At 68.7% G+C, this 16,829-nt stretch carries 15 protein-coding genes and 1 pseudogene; 12 read left to right on the top strand and 4 right to left on the bottom strand.

Annotated elements, in window-relative coordinates; genetic code table 11:
- The 3 genes and pseudogenes from CJZ86_RS16120 to CJZ86_RS16110 all read left to right on the top strand — a co-directional run.
- Window positions 1-113: pseudogene (locus CJZ86_RS16120) on the top strand (photosystem II D2 protein (photosystem q(a) protein)); the annotation flags it as partial.
- Window positions 97-1,485 (top strand): photosystem II reaction center protein CP43, encoded by a 1,389-nt coding sequence (gene psbC / locus CJZ86_RS16115; RefSeq protein ID WP_015108803.1) that lies wholly within the window; start codon window positions 97-99, stop codon window positions 1,483-1,485. The pseudogene CJZ86_RS16120 and the gene psbC, both read left to right, overlap by 17 nt.
- 114 nt (window positions 1,486-1,599) lie before the next feature.
- Window positions 1,600-2,709, top strand: a complete 1,110-nt coding sequence (locus CJZ86_RS16110) for a hypothetical protein (RefSeq protein ID WP_094587432.1) — start codon at window positions 1,600-1,602, stop codon at window positions 2,707-2,709.
- Here the strand turns inward: CJZ86_RS16110 and CJZ86_RS16105 are convergent.
- On the bottom strand, window positions 2,694-3,299 hold the full coding sequence (locus CJZ86_RS16105; RefSeq protein ID WP_094587436.1) for a nucleoside triphosphate pyrophosphatase: 606 nt from the start codon (window positions 3,297-3,299) through the stop codon (window positions 2,694-2,696). The genes CJZ86_RS16110 and CJZ86_RS16105 overlap by 16 nt on opposite strands.
- Before the next feature lie 53 nt (window positions 3,300-3,352).
- Here CJZ86_RS16105 and CJZ86_RS16100 point away from each other — a divergent pair, with 53 nt between their 5' ends.
- From CJZ86_RS16100 to glf, 6 genes are all read left to right on the top strand, one after another.
- The gene (locus tag CJZ86_RS16100; protein ID WP_094587431.1) at window positions 3,353-3,727 is read left to right on the top strand and encodes an Npun_F0494 family protein; all 375 of its coding nucleotides are present in this window, start codon (window positions 3,353-3,355) and stop codon (window positions 3,725-3,727) included.
- A gap of 32 nt (window positions 3,728-3,759) precedes the next feature.
- A complete protein-coding gene (locus CJZ86_RS16095; RefSeq protein WP_094587430.1) occupies window positions 3,760-5,277 on the top strand; it encodes a cobyric acid synthase in 1,518 nt (505 codons plus the stop codon).
- A 50-nt stretch (window positions 5,278-5,327) separates the two neighbouring features.
- A complete protein-coding gene (locus CJZ86_RS16090; protein WP_094587435.1) occupies window positions 5,328-5,573 on the top strand; it encodes a 2Fe-2S iron-sulfur cluster binding domain-containing protein in 246 nt (81 codons plus the stop codon).
- Window positions 5,574-5,578: 5 nt separating this feature from the next.
- A complete protein-coding gene (locus CJZ86_RS16085) occupies window positions 5,579-6,619 on the top strand; it encodes a hypothetical protein (protein ID WP_094587429.1) in 1,041 nt (346 codons plus the stop codon).
- A gap of 117 nt (window positions 6,620-6,736) precedes the next feature.
- Window positions 6,737-7,789, top strand: a complete 1,053-nt coding sequence (locus CJZ86_RS16080; RefSeq protein ID WP_353615234.1) for a radical SAM protein — start codon at window positions 6,737-6,739, stop codon at window positions 7,787-7,789.
- A gap of 39 nt (window positions 7,790-7,828) precedes the next feature.
- A complete protein-coding gene (gene glf, locus CJZ86_RS16075) occupies window positions 7,829-8,962 on the top strand; it encodes a UDP-galactopyranose mutase (protein WP_094587427.1) in 1,134 nt (377 codons plus the stop codon).
- Here the strand turns inward: glf and mnmA are convergent.
- Entirely contained in the window at window positions 8,947-10,062 is a 1,116-nt protein-coding gene (mnmA, locus tag CJZ86_RS16070; protein ID WP_094587433.1) for a tRNA 2-thiouridine(34) synthase MnmA, read from the bottom strand. The two genes, glf and mnmA, sit on opposite strands and share 16 nt — an antisense overlap.
- 148 nt (window positions 10,063-10,210) lie before the next feature.
- Between mnmA and CJZ86_RS16065 the strand changes: the two genes are divergently transcribed.
- Complete coding sequence (locus CJZ86_RS16065) at window positions 10,211-11,857, top strand: NAD(P)H-hydrate epimerase (RefSeq protein WP_094587434.1); 1,647 nt, start codon at window positions 10,211-10,213, stop codon at window positions 11,855-11,857.
- A gap of 244 nt (window positions 11,858-12,101) precedes the next feature.
- Entirely contained in the window at window positions 12,102-13,034 is a 933-nt protein-coding gene (locus CJZ86_RS16060; protein ID WP_094587426.1) for a sigma-70 family RNA polymerase sigma factor, read from the top strand.
- A gap of 12 nt (window positions 13,035-13,046) precedes the next feature.
- Here CJZ86_RS16060 and CJZ86_RS16055 read toward each other — a convergent pair whose 3' ends face one another.
- Both CJZ86_RS16055 and pdhA read right to left on the bottom strand, forming a co-directional pair.
- Window positions 13,047-13,886 (bottom strand): hypothetical protein, encoded by an 840-nt coding sequence (locus CJZ86_RS16055; protein ID WP_143594188.1) that lies wholly within the window; start codon window positions 13,884-13,886, stop codon window positions 13,047-13,049.
- Window positions 13,887-14,130: 244 nt separating this feature from the next.
- Entirely contained in the window at window positions 14,131-15,240 is a 1,110-nt protein-coding gene (gene pdhA, locus CJZ86_RS16050) for a pyruvate dehydrogenase (acetyl-transferring) E1 component subunit alpha (RefSeq protein WP_094587424.1), read from the bottom strand.
- A gap of 108 nt (window positions 15,241-15,348) precedes the next feature.
- Here pdhA and CJZ86_RS16045 point away from each other — a divergent pair.
- A partial coding sequence (locus CJZ86_RS16045) for a molecular chaperone DnaJ (RefSeq protein WP_094587423.1) occupies window positions 15,349-16,829 on the top strand: 1,481 nt, incomplete at its 3' end.

The following is a 16,829-nucleotide window of genomic DNA, read 5'->3' as shown; positions in this document are numbered from 1 at the left end:
CCAAGAACATCCTGCTCAACGAAGGTCTGCGTGCCTGGATGGCGCCTGCCGACCAACCGCACGAAAACTTCATCTTCCCTGAAGAGGTTCTGCCCCGTGGAAACGCCCTTTAATTCCGGTCTCATCTCGGTCGGGGGCAAGGACCTCGACTCCACCGGCTATGCCTGGTGGGCGGGCAATGCCCGGCTGATCAACCTCTCCGGCCGTCTTCTCGGTGCCCACGTGGCCCATGCGGGCCTGATGGTCTTCTGGGCCGGCGCCATGATGTTGTTCGAGGTGAGCCACTTCACCTTCGACAAGCCCATGTACGAACAGGGCCTGATCCTGTTCCCCCACGTCGCCACCCTCGGCTATGGCGTCGGCCCCGGCGGTGAGGTCACCGATCTCTATCCGTTCTTCGTGGTCGGTGTCCTGCACCTGATCAGCTCCGCCGTGCTCGGCCTCGGCGGCCTGTACCACGCCCTGCGCGGCCCGGAGATCCTGGAGAACTACTCCGCGTTCTTCTCCCAGGACTGGCGCGACAAGAACCAGATGACCAACATCATCGGCTACCACCTCATCCTTCTCGGTGTGGGTGCCCTGCTGCTGGTGTTCAAGGCCATGTTCTTCGGCGGCGTCTACGACACCTGGGCCCCTGGTGGCGGTGATGTACGCCTGATCAGCAACCCCACCCTGAGCCCCGGGGTGATCTTCGGTTACCTCACCCGCGCCCCCTTCGGCGGCGAGGGCTGGATCATCGGTGTCGACTCCATGGAGGACATCATCGGTGGCCACATCTGGATCGGTCTGATCTGCATCTTCGGTGGCATCTGGCACGTCATCACCAAGCCCTTCGGCTGGGTGCGCCGCGCCTTCATCTGGAACGGTGAGGCCTACCTGAGCTACAGCCTCGGCGCCCTGAGCTTCATGAGCTTCATCGCCTCGGCCTACATCTGGTTCAACAACACCGCCTATCCCTCGGAGTTCTACGGCCCCACCAACGCCGAAGCCTCCCAGGCCCAGAGCTTCACCTTCCTGGTGCGCGATCAGCGCATGGGCGCCAACATCGGTTCCGCCATGGGCCCCACCGGCCTGGGCAAATACCTGATGCGCTCCCCCACCGGCGAGATCATCTTCGGCGGTGAAACCATGCGCTTCTGGGACTTCCGCGGTCCCTGGCTGGAGCCCCTGCGTGGCCCCAACGGTCTGAGCCTCGACAAGCTCCAGAACGACATCCAGCCCTGGCAGGTGCGTCGGGCGGCTGAGTACATGACCCACGCCCCCAACGCCTCCCTCAACTCCGTGGGCGGCATCATCACCGAGCCCAACTCGGTGAACTTCGTCAACATCCGCCAGTGGCTGGCCTCCACGCAGTTCGTGCTGGCCTTCTTTTTCCTGGTCGGTCACCTGTGGCATGCGGGCCGGGCCCGTGCCGCCGCCGCCGGTTTCGAGAAGGGCATCGACCGTCAGGCCGAGCCCACCCTGGCCATGCCGGACCTCGACTGATGCACCCGGGGGAACCGGTTCACCGATCCCCTTCCATCATCCTCTGCCTCCGCCCCCGGGCGGGGGCTTTTTGCTGCCGTATCTTTGGGGCCGCCGCAGCCGTTGGCAGATCCGATGGGTGATCCCTCCCCCACGGACGCTTCGAGCCTGTGGGGAAGGCTGACCGGCAAGATCCGGAGATCGCCTCGCACCCTCCGGGTCCTGCTTGGTCCGCGGATCCGGCGGCGCACCCAGGCCATCGAGCGGCTGGTCAACCGGCGCCGGTTCTCAGCGACCCGTCGCTCCCTGTGCCGTCGTAACCCGGACGGGACCGGCCTGGTGCTCAACACGCGGCTGGTGGAGCCCACGATCCCCTCGATCGCCCACTGGGCCGACTGGAGCCTGACCCGCCATGGCTTCTTCGGCAACCTGCGCGCCCAGCCCCAACTCCTGTTCGTCAAGGCCGTGCCGGAGTGCCTGGAGCTGTTTCTGGACCGCTATCTACCCCGGATCGAGGCCACATCACGCTTCGTTCTGATCACGGGCGATGCCGACACCACCCTGCCCCGGCAGGTGGATCGGCGGTTTCCCGATTACCTCGCCTCCGGCCTGCAGCAACGTCTGCTCAGCCTCCTGGACGACCCCCGACTGCTGCACTGGTATGCGGAGAATCTGGACACCCCGCTGGACGGTGTCACCCCGATTCCCCTGGGCTGCATCAACAGTGATGGCCACGTCATCTACCGGCAGACCCTGGCCGAGGACGCTCCGGTCGCCATCCGGGAGCGGCCCCTGAAGGCCTTCTGCGCCCACTACGTGCGCGAAGGTCCGCAATGGGAGAACCGGCGAACGGTGATGCGGTTCGCCACCGGCGAGTGGCGGGCGTTCGTCGAGGTGCACGAGCAGATTCCCTACGACGATTTCTTCCCGACCCTCAAGCGCTATCCCTTCGTGATCTGCGCCGGCGGCGGCGGCCTCGATCCCTGCCCGAAGGCGTTCACGGCCCTGCTGGCCGGCGCGATTCCGATCATCGAGCGCAATCCCACCACCGCCGCCTTCGGCGATCTGCCGGTGGCCTATGTCGACGATTGGAACAGCCAAAGCCTCTCCCCCGCCCGGCTGGAGGCCTGGCGGGACGAGCTGCATCCCCGGTTCGAGGATCCGGCCCAGCGTCGCGCCGTGCTCGAGACCATGTCGATGACCCACTGGCTGCGGCGGATCCGGGCCCATCACCCGGGCGCCTGAGCCAGGGTCCCGGGGCCAAGCCAGCGCCGCAGCAGGGGCAGGCTGAGGCCGATCACGTTGCTGAAGCAGCCCTCCAGCCGCTCCACCACCAGACCGCCGCGGCCCTCGAGGGCAAAGCCGCCGGCACAGGCCAGGGGTTCACCGCTGGCCACATAGGCCTGGATGGCCGCCTCGTCGAGGGCGGCGAAGTGCACCCGCGTGGTCACGACCGCCTGCAGGGGCTCCTCAGGCTCCCCGGGGGCGGGATGCCGCAGCAGGCCATGGCCGGTGTGCAGATCCCCCCAGCCGCCGGCCATGCGCCGCCAGCGGGCCACCGCCTCGGCAGCGTCCCGGGGCTTGCCCCAGGGCTCCCCCTGCACCTCCAGCAGGGAATCACAGCCCAGCACCCCAAACGGCGGCCAGTCCGCCGGCGAAGCGAGCGTGGCGGCCACGGCCCGGGCCTTGGCCAGCGCCAGCGCCTGCACCAGCCGCCGGGGATCCGCCTCCCGGATCCCGTCCTCATCCACGCCGCTCACCTGGATGCGGTGGGGGATGCCGGCCTGCTCCAGCAGGCGGCGGCGGGCCGGGGAAGCGGAAGCCAGCAGCAGCAAGGGGGTCTCCAGCGGGGTCACCAGCCTGCCCGTCGATTGGGGAGAATGGGACGATGGCACAGGCCGACACCGAGTCCCGTTCGCTGGCGCGGGCCGCCCTCTCCCTCCGCTGCCTGCCCTTCCGCCGCCGCTTCTACGAGACGGTGGGGGAGCAGCCCCTGAGCAGCACGGAACTGGCCGGCCGCACCGAGGTTCCTGCCCCGTTCACCTTCCTTCCCCTCAGCAGCGACCGGACCGAGGACCATTTCCTCTGGCTGATCCGGCTGGGGGTGCTGCGACGGGAAGTCGATGGCCAGGGGCTCACCGAGCGCGTGCGGCTGACGCCGATGGGCCGCCAGCTGCTGCGACGCTGGCCGGGCGAAATTCCGCGGGCGGGCCGGCGGGAGCGGATCCTGGAGGCGCTGCGCCGCCACCGCCCCCGCCTTTGAACCGCCCCCACTCCGCCTCTCCCCGGCCGCTCATGGTGCTGGGCACCAGCAGCGGCGCCGGCAAATCGCTGATGACCGCCGCCCTCTGCCGCGTGCTGCGGCGCCGCGGCGAGCAGCCCCTGCCCTTCAAGGGGCAGAACATGAGCCTCAACGCCTGGGTCGACCCGCAGGGCGGGGAGATGGCCTACTCCCAGGCCCTGCAGGCCTGGTCCGCGGGCCTGGAGCCGAGGGTGGCGATGAACCCGGTGCTGCTCAAGCCCCGGGGCGACAGCACCAGTGAGGTGATCCATCTGGGGCGCTCGGTGGGCACGGCCCGGGCGGAGCACTACTACCGCGACTGGTTCCGGCCCGGCTGGGCGGCGATCCGGACGGGCCTGGCGGAACTGCAGGCCGCCCACCCCGGCGGCCGGCTGGTGCTGGAGGGGGCCGGCAGCCCGGTGGAGGTGAATCTGCAGGCCAGGGACCTCACCAACCTGCGGCTGGCCCAGTACCTGCGGGCCCGCTGCCTGCTGGTGGCGGACATCGAGCGGGGCGGTGTCTTCGCCCAGATCGTCGGCACCCTGGCCCTGCTGCGGCCGGTGGAGCGGCCCCTGATCGGCGGGCTGCTGATCAACCGCTTCCGCGGCCGCCGTTCCCTGTTCGATGCCGGCCGCGACTGGCTGGAGCAGCAGACCGGGGTGCCCGTGCTGGGGGTGATGCCCTGGCTCGACGAGCTGTTTCCCCCCGAGGACTCCCTCGACCTGCTGGAGCGGGGGAGCCGCAAGCCCCGCGCCGAGCTCAACCTGGTGGTGGTGCGCCTGCCCTCCCTGAGCAACTTCTCCGACCTCGACCCGCTCGAGGCGGAGCCCAGCGTGCGGCTGCGCTGGCAGCGGCCGGGGGAACCCCTCGAGCAGCCCGACGCCGTGATCCTGCCCGGCAGCAAGCAGACCCTGCGGGACCTGGCGTCGCTGGGCAGCAGCGGGATGGCGGAGCAGCTGCGGGCCTATGTGGCCCGGGGGGGACAGGTGTTCGCCCTCTGCGGCGGCCTGCAGATGCTGGGGGAGGAGCTGCACGACCCCGAAGGCCTGGAAGGGGGTCAGCCCGGGGAGCGGGTGGGCGGGCTGGGCCTGCTGCCCCTGCGCACCGTCTTCCAGGGCGACAAGGCGCTGCGGCAACGGCAGAGCCGGGCCGTCTGGCCCCCCGGCCAGGGCGACCTGCAGGTGGTGGAGGGCTTCGAACTGCACCACGGCCGCAGCGAGCGGACCGACCCGGCAGGCTGCGCGCCCCTGGCGCAGGACGGGGCCCTGGGCTGGTGGACGGAGTCCGGCGACCAGGGGGGTCTGGTGGCCGGCACCTACCTGCACGGCATCTTCGAGAACGGCCCCTGGCGGCGCCGCTGGCTCAACCAGCTGCGGCGGCGGCGCCGGCTGCCGCCCCTGGAGGAGAACCAGCCCCACCACGGCCGCCAGCGGGACGCCCTGCTCGATCGCCTGGCCGACGCCTTCGAGGCCCACGTCGACCTGGCGCCCCTGCTGGCCCCGGGTCCCCTCCCCCGGACGCCGCGCTCCTGAACGGCCGGCACCCCCTAGATTTCCGCCAGAACGGCCCTCCCCCCATCGCCATCCCCCGTCCTGCCATCACCATCGCGTGGCCGGACGGACGCACCACGACGGCCCTGCCTGGCCAGGACTGGCTGGAGGCCGCCCGCCAGGCGGCGGTGTTGATCCCCACCGGTTGCCTGGGGGGCAGTTGCGGCGCCTGCGAGATCGAGGTCAATGGACGCATGGTGCGGGCCTGTGTGGCCACCGTGCCCTCCAGCGCGAGCGGCCGGCTGACCGTCAGCCTGGCCAGCGATCCCCACTGGTAGGCCGTGTGAATTCCCCCCCCCGGTTCCACATCCTCTCGATCGATTTCCAGGATCTCGACGTGATCTGGAACGTGCGGTTGTTCTATCGGGCCGCGGGCTACGGGTTCGCCCGAGGCGGTGTCGATCCGGATCTCGACCTGCTGGTGATCCTGCGCGGCGATCCTGGCCACGCCTATCAGGACCACCGGGGAATCGTGCATGTATACGACTACGTCAAGGAGCTCGAGGTGAACTGGCCCGAGCGCTTCCCCCGCGCCCGTGAGATCCGCCTCATCTCCCTGTTCCGACCGGACCAGGTGCCCGAGGGGCTGCGCTGGGTGCCGGGGTACCTGCCGGTGGTCCCCGAGTTCTGGCAACAGAGCCCGTTCCGCAAACGGGCCGGCAGGCCGCTGCACATCGCCAATTTCAAACCGATGGGCGACGACCCCTACCAGCAGGATCTGGCCCGGCTGGCGCGCCGGGGGCTGGTGCAGGTGTTCGGCGGCCGCTGGGACAGGCTGGGCCTGGCCACCTACGGCCTCAGCTACCTCGAAGCGAATCGCCAGCTGGCAGGCGCCTGGTGCTGCTACGGCCTGATGTACCCGTACCAGCGGGGCATCACCCTCTCCGGCCGCATGTGGCAGGCGCCCCTGCATGGCTGCCTGGTGATCAGCGAACAGGGCACCAACCCCCTGGGACTGCCCGGGATCCTCGAGGTGGGGCGCTTCTCTGCGGAGACTCTGCTGAGCGTGGGCTCGATCCGGGAGTGCTGGCAGATCAGGCAGGAGGCCACCCGGTACTGGCGCGAAGCCACCGAGCGGCTGGCCCTGCAGCTGGACCTGCCGGCCTACCGGGGTCCTTCGGCCGCCCAGCTGGCCAGCTGCCGGCGGGAGCGGATGGCCCAGCACCTGCGGGTGGCCTGGGGCCGGCGCCTGGGGCGGCTGGCGCGGTGGCTGGCGCCGCCGCCGCTCAGCTGCTGGTGGCGACGGCGCCAGCGGACACTGCAGGGACTGGGGCGACGCCTGCAGGGGGCCTCCGGCCGGGGCCGACAGACAACGAACCGCTGAGACGCCGCCTCAGCCAGAACGATGCGTCGTCATCGTCGAATCGAAACCACGGGAGCTTCGATGTCAGCGGGCAGGAGCTACGATACAAAGACGCATGACGTTTCTGTAGGAATCTAGATGGCGCTGCCAACAGTCCTGAAGCGTGCCGTTCCGAAGAACGTGCAATCGGCTGTCAAGCGTTTTCTTTGGCCTGAATACTCCCCTGTACCTCCCGGTCAGAAAGTCATTGAATTCTGGGTGGATGTGGTGAGTGGCTGCAATCTCCGCTGCACCGCCTGTCCCGTCGGCATGCCCGAGTACACGAACAGCATCGGCCAGAAGCTGACGGAGATGCCGATCGAGCTGTTCGAGAAGATCTGCCTGAAGGCCAAGGCCGACACCAATGGCAACTGCCGCTTTGGCCTGTACAACTGGACGGAACCCACGCTCCATTCCAAGCTCCATGAACTGATCGCCTGCGCCGAGAGCCATGGCGTCCCCTGCGGTATCTCCTCCAACCTCAATTACGACTACGACTGGTCCCTGCTCAAGCCCCTGCGTCTCTGGAACTTCACGATCACGGTGTCGGGCTTCACCCAGCGCACCTACCAGATCAACCACAAGGGCGGCCGGATCGAACCGGTGCTCGCCAACCTGATCCGCATCTCCGAAACCCTCGGCGACTGGGAATGCTTCAAGAACATCGACGTGCGTTATCTGGTTCACAAGGAGAACCTGCATGAGGTGCACCTGTTCAAGCACTTCTGCGAAAAGCTGGGGATGAAATTCAGCCCCTACCACGCCTATTACATGCCCATCGACAAGATGTTCGACGGGCTCGAAACGATCCCCCCGGAACTCGAGTACATCTACTACAGCCCCCAGCTGGTACAGCAGGCCATCGGTGACCACCGATCACAGAACTGCTTCATGCGCGAGTCCCAGGTCTGCCTCGACCACGAAGGCAACTTCTCGGTCTGCTGCGTGCAGTCCCCCTCCGCCCCGTCGATCGCCAACTACCTGGACACCCCCTACCAGGTGATGCAGGCCAAGCGCTATGGCAGCGAACTCTGCAAGAAGTGCACCAGCACCGGCATCAACATCTTCGCCACCTATGGCATGCAGGAGCCGCCGGAAATCCAGCAATCGATCGAAAACCTTCTGCCCGTCGATCTGAAGGATTTTCGCTGATCCGTGACCTCCATTGACTCAGGCTCGCGCCTCCGCACGGTGTCGGACTCACCTGCCCAGGCGGACACCCCCGCCTACGACTATCTGATCGTCGGCTGCGGACTGTTCGGTGCCACCTTTGCCCGGCTCGCCACCGATGCCGGCAAGCGTTGTCTGATCGTCGAGCGCCGCCCCCACATCGGTGGCAACTGCTATACGGAGAAGCTGGAAGGCATCAACGTCCATCGTTACGGCGCCCATATCTTTCATACCAGCAACAAGGCCGTCTGGGCCTTCGTGAACAGGTTCGCTGAATTCAACAACTATATCAACTCGCCCAAGGCGATCTCCGGAGGCAAGCTCTATTCACTGCCGTTCAACATGAATACCTTCTACGAGCTCTGGCAGACGCGCACGCCCGAGGAAGCCCGCCAGAAGATCGCCTCCCAGCGCTTCACCGGCGAACCCACCAACCTGGAGGAGCAGGCCCTGTCGCTGGTGGGGAAGGACATCTATGAGACCCTGATCCGCGATTACACCCGCAAACAGTGGGGCAAGGACCCCCGTGAGCTGCCCGCCTTCATCATCAAGCGGCTGCCGCTGCGTTTCACCTACGACAACAACTACTTCTCCGACCGCTACCAGGGCATTCCGATCGGCGGTTACACGGCCTTGTTCGACGCCATGCTGGAGGGCATCGAGGTCCGCCTCAACGTCGATTACTTCGCCCACCGCACCCCGCTGGAGCGCCTGGCCCAGAAGGTGGTCTATTCCGGCTGCATCGACCAGTACTTCGACTACGCGCTGGGGCGGCTGGAGTACCGCTCGCTGGAGTTCGACAACGCCGTGGTGGAGACCGACAACTTCCAGGGGAATGCCGTGATCAACTACTGCGATACCCACGAGCCCTTCACCCGGATCATCGAGCACAAGCACTTCGAAGGCTCCAGCTCCCCGGTCAGCGTGATCACCAGGGAATACCCCCGGCCCTGCAGCGGTGACGCCATCCCCTACTACCCGGTCAACGATGCCCACAACCAGGGGCTGTACCGGCGCTATCAGGAGCTCTCCCAGGGCACGGAGAACGTGATCTTCGGCGGCCGTCTCTCCGAATACAAGTACATGGACATGCACGTGGTGATCGAATCGGCGATGAACCGGTTCCGCAGCGAGAGCCGTCAGGCGTCGGCCTGAATCAGCCCGCCACCGAGCAGCACCTCGCCGCTGTAGGCCACCGCCGCCTGCCCCGGAGCCACCGAGAACTGGGGCTCGGCGAAATCGAGCCGGGCCCGATGGGGCCGTCCGGCGGCATGGTCGGCGGCCGTTTCGGGCAGGGGCGTCAGCAGGGCCCGCTCCGGCAGGCTGCGGTAGCGCACCTGCACCTCCACCTCGATCGGCCCGTTGGGCGGCGCGATCGACACCCAGTTGATGGCGCCCACCACACAGGACTGGCGCGTTGCCTCCCGCCGGGGGGCCACCACCACCCGGTTCATGGCCCCATCCAGCCGCACCACATGAAGCGGTTCGCTCCAGGCCACCCCCAGCCCCTTGCGCTGGCCGATGGTGAAGTGCTCGATCCCGTCGTGCTCCCCGAGCACCGTGCCGTCCGTCAGCACGATCTCGCCCTGGCGGGGCGCCAGGTAGGCATCCAGGAACGCCCGCATCGACCCGTGGTGGTCGGCGAGGCAGAGGTCCTGGCTTTCGGGCTTGGCGGCGGTGCGCAGGCCGAGGCGTGCGGCCTCGGCCCGGGTGGCCTCCTTGGTGAGTTCACCGAGGGGGAAGACCAGCCGCCCCAGCACCGACTGGGGCAGGTCGTAGAGGAAGTAGCTCTGGTCCTTGTGGGAATCCAGGCCCCGCAGCAGCTGGTGGCGGCCGTCGTGCCGCAGGCGGGCGTAGTGGCCCGTGGCGAGGCGGCCGATGCCGCGCTCCGCCTCGGCCCACTCCAGCATCGGGCCGAACTTCACCGCCCGGTTGCAGCGGGAGCAGGGCAGGGGGGTGAGGCCCTCGCCGTACCCCTCCACCAGGAAATCGACGATCTGCTCCTGGAACCGGGCCCGGGAATCGACCACATGGTGGGGGACCCCCAGCTGGTCGCAGATGCCGGCCGCATCCACCAGCCCCTCGGCGCAGCAGGCGCCCTTGCCGCTCATCAGCCACAGGGTGAGACCCTCCACCTCCCAGCCGGCCGCCACCAGCAGCGCTGCGGTCAGGGAACTGTCAACGCCGCCGGAGAGGCCCACCGCCACCCGCCGCTCACCCGGCCAGTCGCCAAGGCGTGCGAGCACCTCGGCCACCTCGGGGGTGACGGCGGGGGGCTGGGCGGTGGACTCAGGCGGAACGGAGACCGTGGCGGCGGTGGGGCTCAAGGATTCCGATGGGTGGAACGGGCGGACAGCTCCATCATGGGAGAGCACTGCTCGGGCCGCCGTGAACCTCGGGCCGATGCCCACCGCCTGGCCGCCGGCGGATGCCGATCACGTCCTGGTGAGCGGCGCCGCCATGGCCGCCATCGAGGAGGAGCTGTTCGCCAGCGGCCTGCCGGTGGAGGCCCTGATGGAGAAGGCCGCCCTGGCGGTGAGCCGCCGCCTGGCGGAACGGCCGGACCGGGAGCGCCAGCATGGCCTGCTGGTGCTCGTGGGTCCGGGCCATAACGGCGGCGATGGGTTGGTGGTGGCCAGGGAATGGCACCTGGCCGGGGGCCGGGTGCGGATCTGGTGCCCTTTCGAGCGCCGCCGCCCCCTCACCGAGGCCCACCTGCGCCATGCCCGCTGGCTCGGCATCCCCCTGCTGGAGGCCCCGCCCGATCCGGGCGATCCGGCCCTCTGGGTGGATGCCCTCTTCGGCATCGGCCAGCAGCGGCCGGCCGGCCCCCTGATCGAAGCCCTCCTGGAGGAAAGGCAGCGGCGGCGGCCCGGCGCCCTGTTGGCCATCGATGTCCCCACCGGCCTGGATGCCGATGGGGGTGTCCTGCTCGGCGGCGTGGCCGCCACGGCCGCCACCACCTACAGCATCGGCCTGATCAAACGGGGCCTGGTTCAGGACACAGCCCTGCGCTGGGTGGGACAGCTGGAGCGGATCGACCTCGGACTGCCGGCCGCCCTCCTGGGCCGACACGACGGCGAGCCGCTGCTGGGCCTGGGGGCCAGCGACCAGTGCTCCGCCCCCTGGCCCCTCCCCGATCCGGCCGCCGGGAAGTACGCCCGCGGTCGCCTGCTGGTCGTCGCCGGCAGCCGCCGCTTCCGGGGGGCCGCCCACCTGGCCCTGGCCGGCGCCACGGCGTCCGGGTGCGGCAGCCTCCGGGCCGCCCTCCCCCAGGAGGTCACCTCCCACCTCTGGCAGATCCACCCCCATGTGGTGCTGGAGCCCGGCCTGGGGGCCACCTCGGCCGGGGGGCTGGCCCTGGCGGATCTTTCTGCGGGCTGGCTGGATCGGCTGGATGCGGTGCTGCTGGGTCCCGGCCTGGGCGGGGTCGGCCCCGCCGGTGCGCCGCCAGCGGCGGAGATCGAAGGCCCGGAACGGCAGCGCTGGCAAGACCTGGCCGACTTCGGCGGCCTGCTGGTGCTCGATGCCGATGGGCTCAACCGCCTGGCGGCCTTGGGCAGCGACTGGCTCCAAACGCGCCGGGGCCCCACCTGGATCACCCCCCACGCGGAGGAGTTCCGCAGGCTCTTCCCCGACCTGGCCCCGCTCCCGCGGCCGGAGGCGGCAGCGGCGGCGGCCCGCCGCACCGGCGCCAGCGTGCTGCTCAAGGGGGCCCGCAGCGTCGTGGCGGCCCCCGACGGGCGCCGCTGGCAGCTGCTGGCGGCCTGCCCGGAGGCGGCCAGGGCCGGACTCGGGGATGTGCTCGCCGGCTACGCGGCTGGCCGGGGGGCCCTGGCGCTGGCCGCCAGGGGGGGGCCTCAGGCCGGGGCGCCGGCCGATGCCGTCTGGCTGGCCGCCGCCGCCCTTGACCATGCGCTGGCCGGAATCCGAAGCCGGGAGCGGCACGGGGCCGGCGGGGGCACCCCCCTTGAGGTGGCCGAGGCGCTGGCACGGGGAGCAACAGCTCCGGAGCAGGAGGCGTGGCAGGCGCAGCCCTTGCTGGACTGAAGAAACAACCGCTCGGATTAGGCCAGTGAAGGCCACTTCCCCATCTGGCGACACTGCAGGCTCTTCGTACAGATCCACGGAAGATTTAGCCCTTTGCTCATCCAACCGGAGCCAATCACTAAAGAAATCCGATTGTGTGTGGGTTCACATGTAAATCCTTAAAAGTTGTTCCAGACACTTTCTGCCCCTGCCAGTGGGTGGATAATCCGTTCACACTTTCGAAGGCGCCATTACGCCCCCTCCTATGACCGTCTCCGCCGTCGCGACGAGAAGGGAGGGCTCCACCCGCAGAGGGAGTGATTCCATCACCTGGTACCTCACCTCCATCGGCAGAGAGCCTCTGTTGACCCCGGCCGAGGAGATCGAGCTCGGCAACCAGGTGCAGGCGATGATGCACCTGGTGGAGGAATCGAAACCCGGATACTCCATCCAGGAGAACAAGACGATCAAGGTCGGCCGCCGCTCCAAGGAGCGGATGATGCGCGCCAATCTTCGTCTCGTGGTGAGCGTGGCCAAGAAGTATCAGGGCAAGGGCCTCGAACTGCTCGATCTGATCCAGGAGGGCTCCCTCGGCCTCGAGCGCGCCGTCGAGAAGTTCGATCCCACCCGTGGCTACAAGTTCTCCACCTATGCCTTCTGGTGGATCCGCCAGAGCATGACGCGAGCGATCGCCTGCCAGTCCCGGGCCATCCGCCTGCCGGTGCACCTCAGCGAACGGCTGACGACGGTCCGCAAGGTGAGCCTGGAGCTGGCCCACAAGCTCGGCGCCATGCCCAGCCGCCGGGAGATCTCCGAGGCCATGGCCATTCCCGTCGAGGAACTCGATTCCCTGCTGCGCCAGGCGCTCACCATCTCCAGCCTGGATGCCCCCATCCATGCGGAAGACGGCCGCAGCTTCCTGGGTGACCTGATCGCCGATGGTTCCGCCGAGGAGCCGTTGGATCGCATCGAGCGGGGCATGCACCAGGAGCAGCTGGCCGAGCTCATGGGCCACCTCTCGGCCCAGGAAAAGGAGGTGCTGGCCCTCCGCTTCGGCCTCGACGGCATGGAGCGCCACACCCTGGCCGAAATCGGCCGGCAGCTGGATGTCTCCCGGGAGCGGGTGCGGCAGATCGAACTGAAGGCCCTGCGCAAGCTGCGCACCCTCTCGACCCGCAGCTCCGTTCCCCTGTCCTGATCGGCCGAGCCCTCAGCGGCGGCCCCCTCCCACCAGAACCCGCTTCAACCAGCCCTTGGCCTGGAGCCCGGCGATCTTCAGCCGGCTCTCCCCCTTGAGGCCCCGGTCGCGGCGGATCTGGATCGGAGCCTCGCCGACCCTTTCCCAGTCCGGCAGCCAGCAGTTGTCGGCCCGTGGAAACCAGAACTCAAACACGGATGTCGTCGAGATGGGCAGCAACTTGCCGAGGATCGAATAGATCGACTGATCGTGGCGGTGCTCCTTGAACCCCTCCAGATTGGGGGAACGGGACGGGCGATCGTCGATCATCGAGAAATCCTCGCTGAACACCCTGACCCAGTGCCGCATGAAGTCCATGGCGGCAGGGCACTTGCGCACGAAGAAGGTGGTCGCCCCCAGTTGCTGGGTGTCCGTGATCTCCGGCCGGTCGCGCACTGCCAGCCGGTCGAGCAGGTCGCCCTTCGTCCACCTGGCCTCCAACTGGTCGGGGAACTGACGGCCCTCGTAGACGAGGGATCCGTTGGGAGGCAGACACTCGAAACCCTGCAGGCCTGAAGGGGCCGCCGCGGCCATGGAGAACAGCTCCAGCAGGCGCTCCCGCCCCGCCGGGTTGAGATGGCAGCCGGAATCAACCCAGTGCACCAGGTCGCCGTCCTGCAGGCGCTCAAGGGTCTGAAGAACGATCTGGGGCTTCCAGGCGTAGTAGCCGAAACCCCGGTGCTCCGGTGTCAGATAGTCCTTGAAACGCTGGCGGAACGAAGGATCGAGATCGGACTCGGAAGCCCCCACGATATCCGTGTACACCCCCATCTCTTTCGCCTGGCGGCATAGGCGGCGGCGGGCCACTTTCATGCGGTGATCCGTGAAAGTGACAAGTACACGCTTGGCCATCAGAGCCGCTGCCGTCCAGGAAATTTCAGCGATCCTAACATCGACTCAATGCAAGAAGATCGCCTGGTCATCATGACGGAAGGCTGGGAAAGAGCAGGGACATTTCAACAATCCCGGTGGGCAGAAGTCAGCCCCAACCAAGCTGTTCCAGCCACATCCCAGCTGTTCCCGCAACGCCCGCGCCGTACCGCCAACAGCCCGCTGTTCAGTCGTCGGCCCAGATGTAGCGGGTGAGTTCACTGCCATCGGGCTCGGGGGCCGCCAGGGCGAACTCGACGCAATCGGCCACGACGGCATCGATCTCCCGGTCGATCTCCTTGAGCTCCTCGGCCGCGGCCAGTCCCTCCTCGACCAGCCGGCCGGCCAGTTGCTTGATGGGATCACGCTTGGCCCAGAACTCCTTCTCCGCCGCTTCGCGCAGTTCGTCGGGATCCGCCAAGGAATGGCCGCGGAAGCGGTAGGTGAGACATTCCAGCAGGGTGGGGCCCTCACCGGCCCGGGCCCGGGCGATCGCCCGCTGGGCCGCCGCCCGGACGGCCAGCACATCCATGCCGTCGACCTCCTCGCCGACCATGCCGAAGCCGGCCGCCTTGCGCCAGATCTCCGGCTCGCTGGTAGCCCGGTTGTGGTCCATGCCGATGGCCCAGCGGTTGTTCTCGACCACGAACAGGATCGGCAGTTTCCACAGCGATGCCATGTTCAGGCATTCGTAGAACTGGCCGATGTTGCAGGTGCCGTCGCCGAAGAAGGCCGCCGTGACCGCATCGCTGTCGGCCTGGCCGAGGGCATCACGCTTGTAGCGGCTGGTGAAGGCCGCCCCCAGCGCCACGGGGATGCCTTCGCCGATGAACGCATAGCCGCCGAGGAGATGGTGCTCCCGGGAGAACAGGTGCATCGACCCGCCCCGCCCCTTGCTGCAGCCGGTGGCCTTGCCGAACAGCTCGCTCATCACCTCCCGGGCCGGCACACCGCAGCTCAGGGCATGGACATGGTCGCGGTAGGTGCTGCAGAACCAGTCGTGCTGGAGGCGCATCGCCCGGATCACTCCGGTGGAGACGGCTTCCTGACCGTTGTACAGATGCACGAAGCCGAACATCTTGCCGCGGTAGTACATCTCGGCGCACTTGTCCTCGAAGCGGCGCCCCAGGGTCATGTCGCGGTAGAGCATCAGGCCCTCCTCCCGGCTGACACTGGCCCGCTCTGCGGGGTACAGGCCCTCGAGCCGCACCGCATGGCTGCCGGCCTGCTCGGTCGAGGAGCTTGCCCCGACGATGCCGGGCTGCGCTGCCCGCGCCGCGGTCAATTCCTGAGTCATGGCAGGAAGGCGATGCGATTCGTGGCCACGACTGTACGGGGTCCGTTCCCTGATGACAGTCAAAACCACTGCCTCTGACTACAGTCGCGCCCCAGCGGCCTCATCGGATTGGACCTGCCGATCGATCACTTCCGGTTGCTGGGCGTCTCTCCGTCCGCCGACGCCCAGGGGGTCCTGCGCACCCTCCAGTCGCGGCTGGACCGGGTGCCCCACGGGGGCTTCACCCAAGAAACCCTGCAGGCGCGGGCCGACCTGCTCCGCGCCAGCGCCGACCTGCTCTGTGACCACGACCGGCGCGCCGCCTACGAAGCGGAACTGACGGGGCTGGCCGACACCGCCGGCTCCCTGCAGCCTGCCCTCGAGATCGCCACCACCCGGCAGGTGGGCGGACTGCTGCTGCTGATGGAGGGGGGCCAGCCCCTGGACGCCTTCGAGCTGGCCAGCCGCAGCCTGCAGCTGCCCCAGGCCCCCACCCTGGGCAGCGGCCGCGAAACCGATCTGACCCTCCTGGCGGGACTGTCCTGCCTCGAGGCCGCCAAGGAGCTGGAGGAGCAGCGGCGCTTCGAAGCCGCCGCCCGCACCCTGCGGCAGGGCCTGCAGCTGCTGCAACGTCTCGGCAGGCAACCCGAGCTCAGGGAAACCATGAACGCCCGACTGGATCGGCTCACCCCCTATCGCGTCCTCGATCTGCTCAGCCGGGATCTGGCCGCCGGCACCGAGCGGCGCGAGGGACTGGCGCTGCTGGAGCAACTGGTGCAGCGGCGCGGGGGCCTCGAAGGGGATGGCGATCCCCACTTCCCCCGCCAGGACTTCCAGACCTTCTTCCACCAGATCCGCTCCTTCCTCACCGTCCAGGAACAGGTGGATCTGTTCAGCCGCTGGGCGGCCAGCGGATCCGAGGCGGCCGATTTCCTGGCCACCATCGCCCTCACCGCCTCCGGTTTCGCCCAGCGCAAACCCGAACGCATCGCCGATGCCAGAAACCGCCTGCAGCGCAGCGGACGGGAGGGCGTCGAGCCGCTGCTCGCCAACCTGCACCTGCTGCTGGGGGAGGCCGACACGGCGAGGGCCTGCTTCGACAGCGGCGCCAGCGAGGACCTCAAGGCCTGGGCGGCCGCCAAGAGTGACGATCCCCTCGGCCAGCTCTGCGCCTACTGCAGCGACTGGCTGGTGCGGGACGTGCTGCCCGGCTACCGGGACCTGGAAGCGGAACCGGACCTAGTGGCCTACTTCAGCGACCGGGACGTGGTGGCCTACGTGGAACGGGAGGACCAGCGCCGGGGCCGCGCCTACCTCTCGGCGCCGGCGGCGCCGGCCGCTGCGGCCCCTCCCCCCTTCCCCACCTTCGACACCCCTGACTTTCCGGCCTCCGCCTCCTTCGCTCCCCCCGCCTCGGCCCCGGAGGCCTTCGCCCCCCTTTCTGCACCGGGCGCAGAACCGGATGCCGACGACGACGGGAAACTGGATGACGAGGTGCCCCTGCGCTGGCCCGTGCCCCCCCGGCCCTGGCTGCTGGCGGGCGGCGCCGCCCTGCTGCTGCTGCTGGCCGGCGCCTGGGTGCTGCGGCAGCGCCAGAGCGCGCCGCCACC

The organism is Synechococcus sp. BO 8801 (assembly GCF_002252675.1).
Classification (GTDB): domain Bacteria; phylum Cyanobacteriota; class Cyanobacteriia; order PCC-6307; family Cyanobiaceae; genus Cyanobium.
Note: the sequence above shows the minus strand (reverse complement) of the source record. Positions and strands in the feature narration are given on the sequence as shown.

Bases quoted from the DNA above. Each gene is read 5' to 3' on its own strand.
- CJZ86_RS16110 (WP_094587432.1), top strand. From the start codon at position 1,600: ATGGGTGATCCCTCCCCCACGGACGCTTCGAGCCTGTGGGGAAGGCTG.
- CJZ86_RS16100 (WP_094587431.1), top strand. From the start codon at position 3,353: ATGGCACAGGCCGACACCGAGTCCCGTTCGCTGGCGCGGGCCGCCCTC.
- CJZ86_RS16095 (WP_094587430.1), top strand. From the start codon at position 3,760: ATGGTGCTGGGCACCAGCAGCGGCGCCGGCAAATCGCTGATGACCGCC.
- CJZ86_RS16080 (WP_353615234.1), top strand. From the start codon at position 6,737: ATGGCGCTGCCAACAGTCCTGAAGCGTGCCGTTCCGAAGAACGTGCAA.
- CJZ86_RS16065 (WP_094587434.1), top strand. From the start codon at position 10,211: ATGCCCACCGCCTGGCCGCCGGCGGATGCCGATCACGTCCTGGTGAGC.
- CJZ86_RS16060 (WP_094587426.1), top strand. From the start codon at position 12,102: ATGACCGTCTCCGCCGTCGCGACGAGAAGGGAGGGCTCCACCCGCAGA.
- CJZ86_RS16055 (WP_143594188.1), bottom strand. From the start codon at position 13,886: ATGAAAGTGGCCCGCCGCCGCCTATGCCGCCAGGCGAAAGAGATGGGG.
- pdhA (WP_094587424.1), bottom strand. From the start codon at position 15,240: ATGACTCAGGAATTGACCGCGGCGCGGGCAGCGCAGCCCGGCATCGTC.